The following is a 16,816-nucleotide window of genomic DNA, read 5'->3' as shown; positions in this document are numbered from 1 at the left end:
TTAATTATCTGTCCCTGTTTTTCAAATATTCAACAAATTCCGATATAAAGCCGTCATAGTTATTGTTATTATTGCAGATATTTTTCAAATTTTCTATAATATAAGCATTTTTTTCATTTATAAGCTTTTTAGCCCTGTCTGCTCCTAAAAGCTTAAGATAGGTAAGTTTATTGTTTCTTTCATCACTGCGTACAGGCTTGCCAAGTTTTGTCTCATCTCCGCTTATATCTAAAATATCATCCTGAAGCTGGAATACAAGACCTACAGAGGCTCCAACCTTTTCGATTATATCAATCTCATCTTCTCCGGCACCTGCAAGCAAAGCTCCTATGACAAAGGCAGCCTTTATAAGTCCGCCCGTCTTTAAGTCATACATAGTTAAAAAGAAGTCCTCAGTTTTTTCCTTTTTGCCTTCCTCCGAAAGCATATCAAGAATCTGCCCGCCTATCATCCCATCAGCACCTGAATAGGTAAATAATCTTGACAGAGCTTCTCCGACTCTTTTATATTCACAGATAGTCTCACAATACCTAAAAGCTTTACTTGAAGTTTCAGCTGCAAGATTTAACAGACCGTCCCCTGCAAGTATAGCCACAGCCTCTCCGTAAACTTTATGGTTGGTAGGCCTGCCTCTTCTCAAATCGTCATTATCCATAGCGGGAAGGTCATCATGAATTAAGGAATAGGTATGTATCATCTCAAGTGCAGCCGCAAAAGGACGAACCAGCCCTTCCTTTTTACCTCCAAAAAGTCTGAAAATCTCAAGCATAATAAGAGGTCTGAGGCGTTTGCCTCCCGCCAGAAGGCTGTAATTCATAGCTTCTTCCAGAAGTTTATCCTCTTCACCAAGCTTAGGTGCATACTCTGCTACTAATTTTTCAGCTTCATCAGTTTTAAGCCTAAGTCTGTCTGTGAATGTGTTATTCATTTTTATTTCCCTGTTCTTCAAGAATTACTATCTGCTTCTCCACATCTGCAAGCTGCTTCTTGCATTTCTCCACAAGTTCAACTCCCTCTTTATATAACTTAAAGGATTCCTCCAGTTTGATAGAGGAATCTCCCATAAGGTTGTTTATCTCGTTAAGTCTTATCATATTTTCTTCTATAGTTTTAGTTTTTTTCTCAGCCATTTTTCTTATTTATCTCCTCTACCCTAGCCTTAAGAGAACCGTCTGAAAGCACAAGGTTCAGTCTTTCTCCTGTCTTTACCGCCTTTATACTGCGTACATTCTCACCCGCTTCATTCTCCACATAGGAATATCCGCCCAAGAGTCTTTTCATAGGGGATTTCCCTTCTATCTCGGCAGTCAACGAAATAAACCTCTTATTTACAGATTCATAAGACGCTCTCATCAGGCGCTCAAGCATCTGCTTATTATTTAACAGCAGTCTGTCGTAGTTATCCAGTTTCGCCGCTATATTGCGGTTAAAATTCGCCGAATAATTATCTAACTGCCTTCCTACTTCCTTTAACTTCATTTCAGGGCTCTGCCTTCTTATAGAAAAGTCAGTTTTATCAAGCCAGGCCTTCATTCTGTCAATTTTCAACTGAAATTTATTTGCTATGCTGTCCTTATAAGCATCCAGTTCACCAAAAGCAAGCTCCAGTTTCGGTACCGCATTCATAGCTGCTGCGGTAGGTGTAGCCACACTGAGGTCAGATACTTCATCTACCAGAGTTCTGTCCGTCTGATGTCCCACTGCTGATATAATGGGTATACTACAGTTGTAGACAGCCCTTGCAAGTCTCTCATCATTAAAACACCATAAATCTTCTATGGAGCCTCCGCCCCTTCCTATAATTATGGTATCCACTCCTTCTTTCTCGAAGCGTTTAATTCCCTTAATTAAGGTAGCTGCTGCCTCTGCGCCCTGCACCGTTGCCGGATATAAAAGAAGTTGTACATAGGCATTTGCTTCTCTTGCAGTCCTCTTGATATCTTCTATTACAGCCCCTGTTCTTGAGGTTATAATACCTATTTTCTTGGGATATTTCGGAATCGGTTTCTTATGTGCCTCGTCAAATAGCCCTTCCGCCTTAAGCTTCTGCTTTAGTTTCTCCAGCTCTTCAAAGAGTTTCCCGACTCCTTCTTTTTCGATTTTATCGGCATAAAGCTTATAGTCGCCCCATTTTTCATAGACTCCTATATTGCCCGTAACTACTATGTGCTGACCTGTCTCCAACTTAAAATCAAGACCTGATATCCTCTTTGCAGACCACATAGCACAGCCCATAACAGCCCCGTCATCCTTGATGGTAAAGTATAAATGTCCCTTTTTATCTTCTTTGCAATCAGAGACCTCACCGCTTATTCTTACATTTCTAAGCGCAAAATCACCTTCAAGCCTGCTTTTAATATATCTTGTAATTTCGAGTACTGAAAATATTTTTTTCTCAGCCATATTACTTTTCTTCCTTAGCCTCTTCTCCGGACATGAATTTAGCAAGAACTCCGTTTACAAAGGCAGGTGATTCATCTCCTCCATAGATTTTGGCAAGCTCTACCGCTTCATTTACGGATACCTTGTCAGGTATTTCACTGTCAAACTTTATCTCATATACGGCTACACGTAAGAGCATAAGATCTGTCTTTGAAAGTCTGCTTATTCTCCATTTTTTACTTGCGCCATCTATAAGGCTGTCTACTTCCGCCTTTTTCTCCTCCAAGGCCATGACTCTCTGCCACAAACCTTCCCTGTCTTCTTTAATTTCGGAATAGTCTGCGTAGGATTCAAACTGCTCTTTCCACTCCGCTTCAGGATAAAAATCAAAAATAAAAATAAGCTTGGCAGTATGTTCTCTAAATTCTCTTCTTGTCATAAAAAACCTTTCATTATTTCAATGCACAAGAATCCCCTTCAAGAAAACACACTTAAAGGAGATTCTCTATAGTTATCTGATTTCAAGTATTAAAGGATAAATAATTGGTTAAACTACATCAGGTGCAACTACAACCCTTACATTTACTTCCTTACAGGTTAAGCCGATCATATTCTGAAGAGCTGTGATTACCTTTTCCTGAATCTGTCTTGTAACCTTAGGTATGCTATATCCATACTTAATATCTACAGACATGTCTACATATACAAAAGCTCCAACCACCTGCACCTTTACTTTTTTATATGCATGTTTTGAGTTGAAATTCTCAGAAGGCTTGCCTGCAACTGCTTTTACCCCTTCTACCTCAAGAGCTGCAAGTCCTGCTACTGCAGACACCACTTCATCAGCTATGTAAATCTCACCAATATTTTTAGCCTCATTTGTATTCATACTAACCTCCTTAGTACCGACGATGAAACAAATTCTTTAACAGACAAATCTCAGCCGGAACTCTATGATTTTTGCTCTCATATTATTATAACCATATATGAATATTTTTGCAATCTTTAGATACAAATCTCTAAAACTCATACTGCGATATAGTACATATAAGCTGCTGATCCGCATTACCTGTATTTCTTACAACAAACTGGAGGTCTGAGCCTACAATTTTAACAGCCTCAACTTCAGCTAAAACAACATCCTGATCTTCTTCCTCATCTGTGTAGACATCCTCCTCTGTATAATCATCCTCTTCATCGCTGCTTGCTTCACTTTCTTCTGCATCAGAACTTTCTTCCTCATCCGTTTCCGGTGGAAATACACTCCATACATCAGCGGCATTCAACTTTACTGTGCCTTTGTGTTTTATTTTTTTACCTTTAATTTCATACTTATGTATGGAAATGCCGGTTTTTTTATAATATCTCTCATCACCTGAAGATATATAAAGAGTATACTTGCCGTTGCTTTTGTTTGTTGCTGCAAGCCCCTGAAAAGACCTCGGTGCAAGTTTAACTGCCTTTGTTGAGAACACCAGTGCTTTTTTTATTTTCTTATTCTCTTTTACATTTACCTCATTATTTTTTGCCTTATCAAGCTCTTTATTTACCACAGAAAAATTATAACCTGAGTATTCTGACTGGCCTTTTTCATTCATCTTCCAGATAACAAGTGTATTTTTGTCCGGAGTAAGAGTCGCATCCACACGCATTGTCGTGCCAAATCTCTTTGTCTTTTTGTTAGAATAATTCAGATAAGTAAGACGCTTTATATCACTGTTATTTACAAATGCACCCGGTATATATTCAATTCTTCCTATCTGTGTAGACCACCAGAGAGTACTTTTTGAAGTACCTTTACTCCCGCAGGAAATCATAAGATACTTTTTGCCGTTGTAGTTATACACTTCCATACTCTGGCCATGCCCTACATTTCTAAGTACCATATGGTCAACCGGCTTATAGGCATCATACTCAGCCGAATACTGACATCTGCTTATTAATACAAGGTTTTCAACCCTGCCTGTCTTATAATCATCAAACTCGTCAAATTCATTTTCACTGTAGGCCTGCTGTATGTATATATCGGTTCCGTCCACCGCATAACCTTGTATTGCCTGAGTGTAGTACAGCAGAAACCTATAGCCCCCTTCAACGACCACCTCATTGTAATTTGCAGCCTGCGCTTCCCTTCCTAAGCCTGAATACGCCAGGCAAAGAAGCAGAATTACGCATATACATTTAATCAGTTTTTTCATCCTTTTCTAACTCCTTGTTCTGTGGTAAAAATACGTCCCACAGCTTATTTTTAGCATCAAATATCAGATTATACTGAACATTCTCATAGCCTTTTTTAAGTTTTTCCGCCTTCTTCTCATCTATCTTTTTAGCTTTATGCCTGGTATTCTGTCCAAATTCTGTAGCTGCAGGCTTGGTTAGATGAGTTGAGAACAGCCTTTTTCCGTTGCTGTCCCAGTAACCGAGAGCCGACATAGCCGGTATGTATTGATGTATGTTAAGTAAATATTTATCATAATCAGTCAGCTCTACACCTGAATACTTAAGCAACATCGAAGCCAGATAATTCACCGAAATCGTATTGTATTCACCTGTAAGGCCACCCTCATGCATACCATCATACTCGGGAATATCATAATTTGCCCAGATAAAATACGGAACAACAAATTTTGAAAGACGTTTGTCATTATCATTTTTATAAAGACTGTGCTCGTTAAGCTGTTTGGTTGCATCATCTGAAAATGAGGGCTGATGGTCTCCGTAGAATAAAATAATTACAGGCTCATCCACCTTCTTAAAATAACCGATAAGGTCTATCAATGCTGTATCACTGGTTTTCATAAGAGATACAAAATTATCCAGAGCCTGAACCGCTTTAAAATTAGTTATCTTAACAGGCTCATCAAAATTTACCTTATTATTGGAAAATCCGCCATGGTTCTGCATAGTTACATTAAAGAAAAATTGTGGCTGATCTTTGTTAATTTTTTTATTTTTTTCGTACATTTCTATCAGGTCTTTATAATCATTTTTATCTGTTATAAGACCGCGAAGCAATTCCTTACCCTTAAATTCCTCATAGAACACAGCATTATCAAAGCCGATATACTCATATACACTCCGTCTGTTATATCCGGATGAATAGTAAGGATGAAAGGCTGTTGTCAGGTAAGGCTTCGACTGATGTTTTAATACCTCAACCAAAGATGGTACATTTTGTTTTAAATACTGTGTATAAGGCACTGAGCCGGTCGGCATGTAAGCCATGGAGCTTCTTGTAAGAAACTCAAATTCGGTATTGGCAGTAGGCCCGCCGGTTACGCTCATATTTACATAACCCTTTACAGTGTTTTTCTTAAGACTGTTTATAAACGGCATAACAGGCTTATCAGTCTTAATATCCGCCAGCACGGAAAGGTCTGCAAAGGTTTCGTTTTGAATTACTATGATAGTAGGAAATCTTTCACCGTCTTTATAATCTTTCATTATGTTGTCGGGGGAATTAAGCACTTCCTCAACCGCATTTTTTGCCACCTTATCGCTGTAGCCTTCTACCTTCACTCCGCTTGTGGCATGCATATTGCTGAAAAAATATGCAAGATATCCCTCATCCGTTACATTCTGGTTATAATTCCAGGAAAGTCCAAATATATAATTGTATAAAAGTCCATTCTGAAAAGCAGCTATAGAGCCTGCTAATATAATCCCAACCGCTATCAGTGTTGTAATAATTCTTCTTATAGGTTTTATTTTTCTTCTTTTAAGTCCAGGTATAAATATCAACATTATAAAAAATACAACAAAGATTCCTATTGCCACAAAAAACGGCGTATCCGGATGAAATTTATACCTTCCTGCCACTTCCATAGCTGTACCTACTACAGTCAGGTCTCCGAACATAATATAATTACCCCTGAACTGTAACACAACATAATTTGCTAATCCCAGTATATATGCAAGTATAATGCATAAAAACGCAGGTATTTTAATTCCCCTGAAAATCGCATAAAGAAAAGTATAGAGTAGGGTCCAGTACATTATGTTGAAAAATATCATTTTTACAATTACGTTAGGCGGTGTTCCCATCTGCATTTCTACCAGGTAGAAGCCCATAAGTCCTGTAAGTACCGCCATAAAGCATTTTATAAACCATGGATGTTTATACGCTCCGCCTGATTTTAGCCAGATTATGAGCTTTTCCCAGGTCGCGCCAAATGTCACAAGGAGAAGAACCCCTATGAATTTCAGAAAAGCTACTCCGTCATTATTTAAGATGAATTTATTTACCAATGCGTAGATTTCTTTTCCGCTATATCTTAAAATTCCCCCTGCTCCTGCAAGTGTAAGAATTATAATAATCTGAGTAAGTACAGAATTGTCAGCGCGCTTAATAATCTTCTTTTCCTTTGGTGTTCCTCCGAAGCGAAACATACTGTATATACATAAAAGCATAGGGATGAGTATCAGTATTATTCCCCACACTGTATTGTCAAAATCATCTGTGTAAAACAAGGTTTCAATATCCTTGCCATGCTTGTTGTACACTGTTTTAGCTGCATCAAAACAAAAAATTCCCGTTACAAACAGAGAAAGCATAAGGGCAAGCACAACCTGCCCTATATGCCTTTTAAAATATCCTAACAATGATTCATCAGGATTATATTTTTTATAGACTTTATAAATCCTTTTTACAATTTTCATTTACTTGCATAACTCCACTATCGCATCTGCAAATATTTTGGCACTCTTAACTATCATATCAACTACCATAAATTCATCTGCACCATGCATATGATTGTCTACCTCAGGTACTTCACAGCCAAAAGCTACACCATTTTCAACATGGTGTACATAGGTTCCCCCACCTATAGCTATAGGCTTAGCTCCCGTAACTCCGAATCCCTTCTCATAGCATTTTAAAAGTGTCTTAACAAGCTCGGACTCTCCATCTACTATATGCGGTGCAAACATAGCTTTTTCAGGAATGGTAAATCCCTGCTCACGAATTTTATCCTCCATTACCTTACCTGTATTTTCATCATTGGCTATTATGCTTGCTCGACAGTCATAAGCACCCTTAAAATGTGTTTCTGTGATTTCAAGTATATCAAAACTTACTGTGGTTTCTCCTGACACATCATCTTTAAGATCAACTCCCATTGTTCTACCATTATAGTCGCCATAAGGGAAGATATTATTCAAAGCTTTTACGTAATTATTTACAGGTGCATCCGCAAGTGGGAACTTTGACAAAAGTGTAACAAGTCCCTGGATTGCATTCTTGCCCATATGAGGGAGGGATGCATGTGCATTTACACCTATGGCTGTAATCTTAAGCAGGTCGCCTTCCTCTGTAAAAACAAACTTAAGCCCTGTTTCTTCTTCAAATTTCTTTGTTATTTCTTTAACATCTGCCTCTTTAAGTCCCTTAACCACAGCACTTGCCTTGCCCGGAACTACATTTATCTTAAGACCGCCACTTACTGAAACTATGCCGGGTGTCTTTTCGGTCTTTTCATACTCGGCCGTAAACTCGTTGCTGATACCGCCCTTTTCAATATTGATAAGAGGCCAGGATGCATCGGGAGTAATGGTCATAGGTGCAGCCTTTTCTTTAGAATAATAATACTCTACATCACTGCTGCCACACTCCTCGTCTGAACCTAAGATAAGACGTACATTATGTTTGAGCGGAATATTTAGCTCCTTTACCGCCCTTATTGCATAAAGAGCCGCTATTGCAGGTCCCTTGTCATCACAGCTTCCTCTTCCGTAGAGGCAACCGTCTTTAATTACAGGGTTGTAAGGCTCTGTAACTGTCCAGTCATCTCCGGCAGGAACTACATCAAGATGAGCTAAAATATCTAAGCGGGTAGGTAAATCATAGGAATCGGCTGTAATTACTCTGTTATCATAATTATTCACCTTGAAGCCATATCCTGTAAGGAGCTTCGTAGCTACCTCCAACGCCTTATAAGGGCCTTCACCGTAAGGCATACCGGGCTTCTCTTCACCCTTTTCACTGTTAATTCTTATAAGATCCATAAGATCATTTAACATTTCTTCTTTATGACTCTCAATATAATCACTGATTTCTTTTTCGTAAGCCATCTTTATACCTCCGTAATTACAATTTTACTTACTTAATGAACCATCATACCCTTTTTAATAATCATTTTCAAGTAGTAAAGCTACCTAAGCGTTAAATACCCCCATCAGGGTAGGGATGAGCTGCTTCTTTCGGGATACAACTCCTTTAAGGACAGCCGCATCTTTGTATATCTTCACATCAAAGGCCTTCTCCACAATCCTTTCACTTTCGTCACCGAAGCAAAGGAGCTTGGTTGACTCCTCCACTATATTGGTAAGCATAAAGAATACCATTGACATACCGTTTTTACCGCATTCATTTTGAAGAATAGGTCTGATTTTCTCCTCTGCATTTGCAAGTGACTTGGCATCCATAGAGTTAATCTGTCCGACACCGAAAGCTATTTCCCCTGCCATAAATTTCTTGAAATCCTGATAGAAAATCTCCTCAGGTGCTTTTCCCGAAAGGTTACTGCCTGCCATAAACATATCATTTGCAAAGTCTTCTATCTCTATGCCCGCAATCTTTGCAAGAACCGTAACCGCTTCCTGGTCAAACTTGGTACAGGTAGGGGAACGGAACATAAGAGTGTCCGAAAGAATAGCCGCAGAAAGAAGACCGGCTATCTTCTTCGGTATCTCCACTCCTCTTTCGTTATACATCTGATAAATAATGGTCGCAGTACAGCCCACCGGCTGGTTCCTGAACATAACCGGCCCCATAGTCTCAAGAGAACCTATCCTGTGGTGATCAATTATCTCTAAAATCTCTGCTTCTTCTATGTTATCTACCGTCTGAGTACGCTCGTTATGGTCTACCAATATAAGCTGTTTTCTTCTCACATTGATGAGGTTTCTTCGGGAAATAGTACCCAGACAGCGCCCTTCCGCATCTATAACCGGGAAGTCACGATAGCGGTACTTACCCATAGTCTCCTTGATTGCATCCGTAAAATCATGTGTATGAAAGGTAACTATACCCTCACATTTCATAAGATACCTGACAGGTATGCTGTGGCTTATAAGAGTAGCTATAGTGTAGGTATCCATTGGGCTTTCAATGATTACACAGCTTTTCTTTTTAGCTGCGGTTATTACGTCTTCATCGGCTGTATTCCCGCCGCTTATAACTATACAGCTGGCATCAGCCTTTATAGCCGCAAGCTGGGTATCCTTTCTGTTGCCAAGTACAACAAGATCATCTGCCGCCATATTGGCTGCAAGCAGCTTAGGATCATCTGTACCGATAATAACTCTTCCCTTTATGAAATATCCATGCTCATTGCCAAGCACCAGTCTTCCGTCAAGGGTTTCTGCCATTCTCTTATATTGGGTTCTTGCCTTTGAGAGAATATTTTCATCAGCATTTCCCATAAAATACTTTGCAATATCGCCCACACCTATGATACCCTCAAGATGTCCCTCGCTGTCAGTTATAGGTAAGGATGCCGCCTTAGACTCCATCATCAGTTCCCAGGCTTCCTTTATAGTAAGGCTTGCATCAGCAAACGGAGTCTCATGAATCTCCATATCCTTTACCTGCGTACCGGCATCAGGCATATAGCCGGGTGGTTCTATACCCAGTCTTTTTAGAACATATTCTGTTTCCTCATTTATCTGTCCTGCCCTCTTCGGAACATACCTAATCCCATTAGAAGTTAGATTCTTAAGCTCTGCATAGGATATGGCCGAGCAGATTGAATCGGTATCCGGATTCTTATGTCCGATTACATAAATCACTTTTTCTTCTTTCATACTCTCCTAACTTAGCTGTGCCATTGTTGTAAGTACCATCATTACAAGGCAGGCAGCTATAAAAAATGCCATACCATAGTTTCCATAAACTAAACCTTTTTCTTCTTTTCTTGTAAATGGTGCACCATCTATGTCAAGCTTCATCTTCTTTCTGCCTACAATAAGAAGTGCCAGACCAACAAAAAATACCACTATCATTACAAGGGCATATATAGCTGAAAGTATAACTCCGGGTGTTAAAGCTGCGGCAACAAGCTTCGGATCGCCACTCTGAAGCTTAGTAACTACATCTTCGTTAAAATTATTGGCTACCTGTATCGCCACCACTGAACCCAGAAAATTAATTATCATATGAAAAGCTATCGAATAACCGATTTTTCTGCTTTTAATATAAATGTATGCAAAAATAAGTCCTATTCCAAAAGCATAAAAGAACTGAAATAAATTCATATGGAATAATCCAAACAAAAGTGCCGAAAGAAACATCGCATTTCTTTCCCCAAATTTTACAGTCCTGTCTATAAGTATTTTCCTAAATACAATCTCTTCCATTATAGGTCCGAGAATTACGACAAATATAACAGTGCCGGTCAGGTCTGTATTCATTATAATGTCAGCCAGGTTATTATTTGATGTTTTACCGAAAATATTGCCTATAACCGAAGAAAGTCCTGTTCCTATTACGTTTCCTACATACATAATTGTTATACACATGCAGAAACACTTAATTAAAGTCAATATATCAATATTGTTTTTACCTGATTCATCCTTAGGCAGCTTTTTAATTATTAAAAGCAGTATCGGAAATGCTATAAGATACAGCGGTAAAAATGATATAATGTAGGTAGCTAACCCCGAAAGTTTTTCTCCGCTGCTACCAAACATATAAGTAAGGGTAACTGCTAACTGCTGAGTAACGGTACTGACTACTACAAAGGCAAAGAATGCCCAGCCTAATATTCCAAATGTCTTTTTTGCAAGTATCTTGTTTAAAAGTCCCTCTTCCTTCTTCACTTCTTCTACTTTTTCTTCCATCTTAGAAGCCAGGTCTTTAAGTTTAGAAGTTACATCCTCAAGACTTTCAGCAGCCTGTTCAAGCTTTTCTACGGTCTCGTTATTATTATTTTCGTTATTCAATGTCTGTTCTCCTCTTCTTTTGGATTTTATGATACGACAGATACTCCTTCAAAGCCTCCTGCCAAGACTTTATCTTAAACTCGGTTTCTTTGTGCAGCTTCTCATTGGAAAGTACCGAGTAATGAGGGCGTTTTGCCTTTGTCTTATACTCTTCAGACTTGATAGGTAGTACTTCTATTTCTGTCTTCCCTGAAAGTCTCATGATTTCTTTTGTAAATTCATACCAGCTCGTACTTCCGTCACATACTCCATGCCAGATTCCGTACTTATCAGTCCTTATAAGATAGATTATAAATCTTGCAAGTTCCGCAGCACTGGTAGGGGAACCTGTCTGATCTGAAACCACACGTAAGGTTTTGTTTTTTTCAGAAAGTGCAAGCATAGTTTTTACAAAGTTTTTGCCTTCTCCGTATAACCAAGCTGTTCTTACCAAAAAATATTTGTCAAGATTTTCACAAACCGCCTTTTCGCCAAAAGTCTTGGTTCTTCCGTAAGCACTAACAGGGCTTACAGTGTCTTCTTCCATATATGGTTTAGTTCCGTTTCCATCAAATACGTAATCAGTAGAAATATGTACTAAAGATGCATCAAGTTCCTTAACCACCAAAGCGAGGTTCTTCACCCCTGTTTCATTTACAAGTCTTGCTTCTTCCTCGTGTTCCTCACAATCATCTACAGCAGTATAAGCCACACAGTTTATGACTGTATCAGGCATAAAGTTTTCTAAGGCGGACTTAACCAGGTAATAATCCGTTATATCTAAAGCTGTTATTTCTGCTCTTTCATCTGAAAGTCCGTTTTCATGCATCCAGTTATACAGGGAATTCCAGGAAACATCATTAAAGACCGTAAGCATAAGCTTAAAGTCAAAGTCCTGCTTCTTTCCAAGTAATTCTCTTATAACAGCCTTTCCAAGCTGCCCTTCCGCACCTGTTACCAGTATTCTCATCTTCTACCTGCCAAATTTTTCTTCACGATTACTATAAACTTCCGAGTAGTATTTTTCATACTCTCCTGTCATTATATTTTCCATCCATTTACTGTTATCCAGATACCATTTTATAGTGTACTCGATTCCCTTTTCAAACGGAGTAAGAGGCTTCCAACCCAGTTCTTCTCCTATCTTTTTAGGGTCTATCGCATATCTTAGGTCATGTCCCGGTCTGTCAGTTACGTATTTGATAAGGCTTTCAGGCTTATTCGTAGCCGCAAGAATAGTCTTAACCACATCAATGTTCTTTTTCTCATTGTGACCGCCGACATTGTAGACCTCGCCAAACTTTCCTTTTTCAAGAATAAGGTCAATCGCTATACAATGGTCCTCTACATAGAGCCAGTCTCTTACATTTATGCCCTCACCGTAGACCGGAAGCTCCTTGTCATGCTCTGCGTTGTATATCATAAGAGGAATCAGTTTCTCAGGGAACTGATAGGCTCCGTAGTTATTGGAACATCTTGAGATAGTCACAGGAAGCCCGTAAGTCCTGTGATAAGCCAAGGCTATCATATCTGCAGAGGCTTTAGACGAAGAATAAGGGCTTGAAGGATTAAGCGGGGTAGTTTCCGTAAAGAATAAATCTTCCCTGTCAAGCGGCAAATCTCCGTAAACCTCATCTGTGGAAACCTGATGGAAACGCTCTATCCCGTATTTTCTGCAGGCATCAAGAAGTACGCCCACACCGGTGATATTGGTTCTAAGAAATTCGTCAGGAAACAGAACCGAACGGTCTACATGGCTTTCTGCCGCGAAGTTTACCACCTGCTCAGGTTTTTCTTCCTCAAAAAGTTTATAAACAAACTCTCTATCTGCTATGTCTCCCTTTATAAATTTGAACTTAGGATTTTTAAGAGCTTCCTCCAGATTAGCCAAATTGCCTGCATAGGTAAGTTTATCCAAACATATATACTCATTCTCAGGATGTTTTTTCAGTACATAATATATGAAATTGGTGCCGATGAAGCCGGCTCCGCCTGTAACTATAACCTTCACTGTTTTCGCCTTTCTCTGCATTTATTTATATTTTTATAAGGATTACGCTAAGCAAAGCCGTAGCAATCCTGTAGTAACTGCTGTCAAATCCTCTTGACACCCACATAATATAACAACTGCTTAAATGATAAATTTTACACTATACACCTTATCGTTAAAAGAAACAGTCTTCTGTCAGTTCTTCAAACCCCGGAGCTGTTTTATCTTTATCAGAGACTATAACTTCTCCTACTCCCAAGTCTGCTAATTTCCAGTCTACTCCGATTTTTTCATCATCAAACCGGATAGCTCCCTCTGATTCTTTATTGTAATAATTATCCGCCTTGTAAGCAAATTCCACATTATCGGTAAGAGTGAGAAATCCATGTGCAAAACCTCGTGGTACGAAAAGCTCTTTTTTATTTTCCTCACTGAGTTCCACACCAAACCAGTTTAAAAATGTTGGGGAATCCTTTCTAAGGTCTACCGCAACATCATACACCCTCCCCCTTAACACTCTTACAAGCTTTGCCTGAGAGTATTCTCCTTTTTGAAAATGAAGCCCTCTAAGTGTTCCTTTTTTTTCCGAAAAAGAGTGATTATCCTGTACAAACTCACAGTTTATACCAACTTCCTCAAACTTCTTCTTCGACCAGCTCTCCATAAACCAGCCCCTGTTATCCCCAAAAACCTTTGGTTCAATCACAAAGAGACCGCCAATACCGGTTTCTGTTTTATTCATACCTATATTTTCCACCTTTTACTTATTCCTAAGACTACCAGTATAACATTTCTCCCGAAATATATAAAGCCGTTAATTTCTTAAGATTTCATTTCACCATCGACATATTTCTTAATTTCTTCTATATAAAGCTCACCTATCTCACTGATATTCATATGCGCTCTCTTTATATAGCCTATGTCCATGGTCACTTCTTCCGCAAGCTTGACTGCTATATAATCACTTCCGTTAAGTTCTTCGCAGATAATTCCCGAACAAAGTGTAAAGGCATTTACCCCCACCATCAGATTAAGATTGGTAGCCCTGTCATTTGACTTGATTGTCTTTTTAAAATCATAGGTGCTAAGTATTTCCTCCGCAAAATAAAAAGAGTTATTGTCTCCCTGTTCAAATGAAAGGCAAGGATAGTCCTGAAGTTCTTCAAGCGCTATAACTTTTTTCCCTGCAAGCGGATGATTTTTCCAAAGATAGGCATAGCCCTGACAGGTAAAGAGATGGATAAATTCTAACTGATTATCTTTGAAAATTTTATTTAACACTTTTTCATTAAATTCATTGGTATAAAGTATGCCTATTTCACTCTTGCCCGTAACCACGTCATGAATTACGTCATAAGTCCTTGCCTCTCTTATCGCAAACTCATACTTGTCCATATCAAAGCCCTTTACCATCTCTACAAAGGCTTTTACCGCAAATGAATAGTGCTGTGCGGATACTCCGAACTTCTTTTTTATCTGTCCTGCTTCTATGTACTTGTCCTCAAGAAGTTCTACCTGATTGATAATCTGCCTTGCATAGCCCAAAAACTCCTCACCTTCGGCAGTTATCACAACCCCCTTGGTAGTACGTTCAAAGATAGATATATGCACATCATTTTCAAGTTCTCTTATTGCCATAGAAAGACTTGGCTGGCTCACAAAAAGCTGCTTTGCTGCCACATTCATTGAGCCTGTTTTTGCCACTTCTATTACGTAGCGTAACTGTTGTAATGTCATAAACTACTCCCTCTCGTATATGGTTCCTCCTATTTGAAGAATATTTTATTCCAAATTATTCACTAAACATCTTATGAAACATAATAATTAAGCCACAGATTCCCATTTATGATACTTTACAGATATTGGGTAATATCACCTCATAGTAGCATACCTAAAACAGTTTTATCCTACTGTACTATTCAGAATAAGGGGGATGTGACCTAAAGAGTAAATAATTTGGAGGTTATCTCCTTAATTTTTTAATTTCTATGCTAATTACATTTTTTTATTATAGCACAGTTTAGAAACTTTTTCACCTTTAAACTCTATTTGCAATGGCAAGATAATCTAAAATCTAAAAAAAGACATAGCCCATATAACTATAAGCCATGCCTTATCTTCCATATTATTCGGACTCTCAGTCCTTTGCCAAACATTTCTCACAAGTACCCACAAGCATTGTCTTAGACACATCCAGTTCCACCTTGCACTCTTTACGCAGGCGTTCCATAAAATCATCCACAAAGCCATGCTCCAAATGGAATATTTTCCCACAGGAATTGCATTGTAAATGAAGATGTTCATTGCATTCTTTATGCTCTCCCGAATACTGATAAAAAGCCGATTCGTTATCCTTACCTTTAAAAGCCAGTATATCACCGCTTTCAACAAGTTTATCCAGATTTCTATAAATAGTGGAACGATTAATACTTATTCCTTCTTCTTTAAGTCCGTCAAGGATCTCCGCTACCGTAAGCCTATGCTCGTTATGAGCCTTCAAATACGCAATAACTTCGTTTTTCCCTTTGGAATTGTACTCCTTTGCCATAGTTCCCTCCCGATTATATAGCTGTTATACCAAAATTTTACTGTCATTAGCTATTTTTGTCAAGGTTTGGGCAAATACGGCAAGGCAGAGTTAAGCTATATGAACAATAACTTAACCTTCATATTTCCAATCTGTTAAAACCTTCTGTAAGTTTTGAATATATGCCTCAATATTTGCTCCCATCACAAGGTCACCTATTATATTGCCATCTTTATCTACAAAAATAGTAGCAGGTACTCCCGGAAATCTTCCGGTAAAATTCATAAGTGAATCATCAAGTACCAAATTAGTATATTTAACACCTGTCTGCTCTTCAATATATTTTATATTGTCAACTCCATCCTTCATTCCTTCCGGAACATCAGCTGTAATTCCGATTAAATTAGCATTCTTAGGAAGGCTTTCGTATATCTTCTGAAGTTCGGGCATCTCATTTATACAAGGACCGCAGAAGGTTCCCCATACATTGACCATGGTGATATCTTTGTCAGCAAATATCTTCTCTGTTACCTCATTTCCATTGGAATCTGTAGTCTTAAATTCAGGGAATTTTTCTTTCTTTTCTTCTTTATCTGCTGATACAGTTTTTTCTTCCTTCTTTTCTTCTTTACCTGCCGAGGAAGTATTTTCTTCCTTCATAACTGATGAAGCCTTGCTGTTAGTATCCTCTGCAGATGAAGCTGAAGAACTCTTTGCTGAGGATGAAGCTGCTTTACTGCCGGTTTCACTTGTCACCTTGCTGTCATTCTTAGATGCGGAACTGTTCCCGGCTGTACCTGAACAGGCTGTAACTGCCAGAGAAGCAGCCAATATAAGTCCAAATAATTTTCTTTTCATAAAACCTCCGTTATAATGTTCTGCCACTTACAATGTCTTTATATTCTCTGATAAATGGCTAAATATTTTTCGCAATCATATTGTACTCAATTTTACCTAGTTTGTCTATAGGTAAAGTAAATTAATCATAAAATTTACAC

16 protein-coding genes are annotated in these 16,816 nt (G+C 38.6%); all 16 read right to left on the bottom strand.

All coding sequences use genetic code 11. The annotated features are described in order from the left end of the window. Positions 1-4: 4 nt before the first annotated feature. Positions 5-928, bottom strand: a complete 924-nt coding sequence (locus tag GCWU000282_RS03975) for a polyprenyl synthetase family protein (RefSeq protein ID WP_023353724.1) — start codon at positions 926-928, stop codon at positions 5-7. Continuing rightward, a complete protein-coding gene (xseB, locus tag GCWU000282_RS03970; protein WP_023353723.1) occupies positions 921-1,130 on the bottom strand; it encodes an exodeoxyribonuclease VII small subunit in 210 nt (69 codons plus the stop codon). The genes GCWU000282_RS03975 and xseB overlap by 8 nt, the downstream gene beginning before the upstream one ends. Continuing rightward, a complete protein-coding gene (gene xseA, locus GCWU000282_RS03965; RefSeq protein ID WP_023353722.1) occupies positions 1,123-2,403 on the bottom strand; it encodes an exodeoxyribonuclease VII large subunit in 1,281 nt (426 codons plus the stop codon). Before xseA ends, xseB begins: the two co-directional genes overlap by 8 nt. Before the next feature lies 1 nt (position 2,404). Further along, complete coding sequence (gene nusB / locus GCWU000282_RS03960; RefSeq protein ID WP_023353721.1) at positions 2,405-2,821, bottom strand: transcription antitermination factor NusB; 417 nt, start codon at positions 2,819-2,821, stop codon at positions 2,405-2,407. Positions 2,822-2,929: 108 nt separating this feature from the next. Then, complete coding sequence (locus GCWU000282_RS03955; protein WP_023353720.1) at positions 2,930-3,271, bottom strand: Asp23/Gls24 family envelope stress response protein; 342 nt, start codon at positions 3,269-3,271, stop codon at positions 2,930-2,932. Positions 3,272-3,401: 130 nt separating this feature from the next. Next, on the bottom strand, positions 3,402-4,580 hold the full coding sequence (locus GCWU000282_RS03950) for a helveticin J family class III bacteriocin (protein WP_023353719.1): 1,179 nt from the start codon (positions 4,578-4,580) through the stop codon (positions 3,402-3,404). Continuing rightward, positions 4,564-7,041, bottom strand: coding sequence for an LTA synthase family protein (locus tag GCWU000282_RS03945; protein WP_023353718.1), 2,478 nt, complete (start codon positions 7,039-7,041; stop codon positions 4,564-4,566). Before GCWU000282_RS03945 ends, GCWU000282_RS03950 begins: the two co-directional genes overlap by 17 nt. Then, positions 7,042-8,451, bottom strand: a complete 1,410-nt coding sequence (locus GCWU000282_RS03940) for a Sapep family Mn(2+)-dependent dipeptidase (protein ID WP_023353717.1) — start codon at positions 8,449-8,451, stop codon at positions 7,042-7,044. It abuts the gene before it with no gap. Between the two features lie 84 nt (positions 8,452-8,535). Beyond that, positions 8,536-10,185, bottom strand: a complete 1,650-nt coding sequence (locus GCWU000282_RS03935) for a putative manganese-dependent inorganic diphosphatase (protein ID WP_023353716.1) — start codon at positions 10,183-10,185, stop codon at positions 8,536-8,538. A 6-nt stretch (positions 10,186-10,191) separates the two neighbouring features. Continuing rightward, the gene (locus tag GCWU000282_RS15755) at positions 10,192-11,322 is read right to left on the bottom strand and encodes a CPBP family intramembrane glutamic endopeptidase (RefSeq protein WP_023353715.1); all 1,131 of its coding nucleotides are present in this window, start codon (positions 11,320-11,322) and stop codon (positions 10,192-10,194) included. Further along, positions 11,315-12,271, bottom strand: coding sequence for a dTDP-4-dehydrorhamnose reductase (gene rfbD / locus GCWU000282_RS03925; protein WP_023353714.1), 957 nt, complete (start codon positions 12,269-12,271; stop codon positions 11,315-11,317). Before rfbD ends, GCWU000282_RS15755 begins: the two co-directional genes overlap by 8 nt. Positions 12,272-12,274: 3 nt before the next feature. Then, on the bottom strand, positions 12,275-13,312 hold the full coding sequence (gene rfbB / locus GCWU000282_RS03920; RefSeq protein WP_035039504.1) for a dTDP-glucose 4,6-dehydratase: 1,038 nt from the start codon (positions 13,310-13,312) through the stop codon (positions 12,275-12,277). Positions 13,313-13,466: 154 nt separating this feature from the next. Beyond that, positions 13,467-14,033, bottom strand: a complete 567-nt coding sequence (rfbC, locus tag GCWU000282_RS03915; protein ID WP_035039724.1) for a dTDP-4-dehydrorhamnose 3,5-epimerase — start codon at positions 14,031-14,033, stop codon at positions 13,467-13,469. 80 nt (positions 14,034-14,113) lie between these two features. Next, positions 14,114-15,028, bottom strand: a complete 915-nt coding sequence (locus GCWU000282_RS03910; RefSeq protein WP_023353711.1) for a LysR family transcriptional regulator — start codon at positions 15,026-15,028, stop codon at positions 14,114-14,116. Positions 15,029-15,428: 400 nt separating this feature from the next. Further along, positions 15,429-15,839 (bottom strand): Fur family transcriptional regulator, encoded by a 411-nt coding sequence (locus tag GCWU000282_RS03905; protein WP_023353710.1) that lies wholly within the window; start codon positions 15,837-15,839, stop codon positions 15,429-15,431. A gap of 111 nt (positions 15,840-15,950) precedes the next feature. Then, positions 15,951-16,676, bottom strand: coding sequence for a TlpA family protein disulfide reductase (locus GCWU000282_RS03900; protein ID WP_051384125.1), 726 nt, complete (start codon positions 16,674-16,676; stop codon positions 15,951-15,953). Positions 16,677-16,816: the final 140 nt, after the last annotated feature.

Origin of the sequence: Catonella morbi ATCC 51271, from assembly GCF_000160035.2 — a bacterium.
GTDB classification, from domain to species: Bacteria; Bacillota; Clostridia; order Lachnospirales; family Lachnospiraceae; genus Catonella; species Catonella morbi.
This window is presented reverse-complemented; position numbering and strand designations above follow the sequence as displayed.

Coding starts and splice junctions, on each gene's coding strand:
- GCWU000282_RS03975 (WP_023353724.1), bottom strand. CDS start 928: ATGAATAACACATTCACAGACAGACTTAGGCTTAAAACTGATGAAGCT.
- xseB (WP_023353723.1), bottom strand. CDS start 1,130: ATGGCTGAGAAAAAAACTAAAACTATAGAAGAAAATATGATAAGACTT.
- xseA (WP_023353722.1), bottom strand. CDS start 2,403: ATGGCTGAGAAAAAAATATTTTCAGTACTCGAAATTACAAGATATATT.
- nusB (WP_023353721.1), bottom strand. CDS start 2,821: ATGACAAGAAGAGAATTTAGAGAACATACTGCCAAGCTTATTTTTATT.
- GCWU000282_RS03955 (WP_023353720.1), bottom strand. CDS start 3,271: ATGAATACAAATGAGGCTAAAAATATTGGTGAGATTTACATAGCTGAT.
- GCWU000282_RS03950 (WP_023353719.1), bottom strand. CDS start 4,580: ATGAAAAAACTGATTAAATGTATATGCGTAATTCTGCTTCTTTGCCTG.
- GCWU000282_RS03945 (WP_023353718.1), bottom strand. CDS start 7,041: ATGAAAATTGTAAAAAGGATTTATAAAGTCTATAAAAAATATAATCCT.
- GCWU000282_RS03940 (WP_023353717.1), bottom strand. CDS start 8,451: ATGGCTTACGAAAAAGAAATCAGTGATTATATTGAGAGTCATAAAGAA.
- GCWU000282_RS03935 (WP_023353716.1), bottom strand. CDS start 10,185: ATGAAAGAAGAAAAAGTGATTTATGTAATCGGACATAAGAATCCGGAT.
- rfbD (WP_023353714.1), bottom strand. CDS start 12,271: ATGAGAATACTGGTAACAGGTGCGGAAGGGCAGCTTGGAAAGGCTGTT.
- rfbC (WP_035039724.1), bottom strand. CDS start 14,033: ATGAATAAAACAGAAACCGGTATTGGCGGTCTCTTTGTGATTGAACCA.
- GCWU000282_RS03910 (WP_023353711.1), bottom strand. CDS start 15,028: ATGACATTACAACAGTTACGCTACGTAATAGAAGTGGCAAAAACAGGC.
- GCWU000282_RS03905 (WP_023353710.1), bottom strand. CDS start 15,839: ATGGCAAAGGAGTACAATTCCAAAGGGAAAAACGAAGTTATTGCGTAT.
- GCWU000282_RS03900 (WP_051384125.1), bottom strand. CDS start 16,676: ATGAAAAGAAAATTATTTGGACTTATATTGGCTGCTTCTCTGGCAGTT.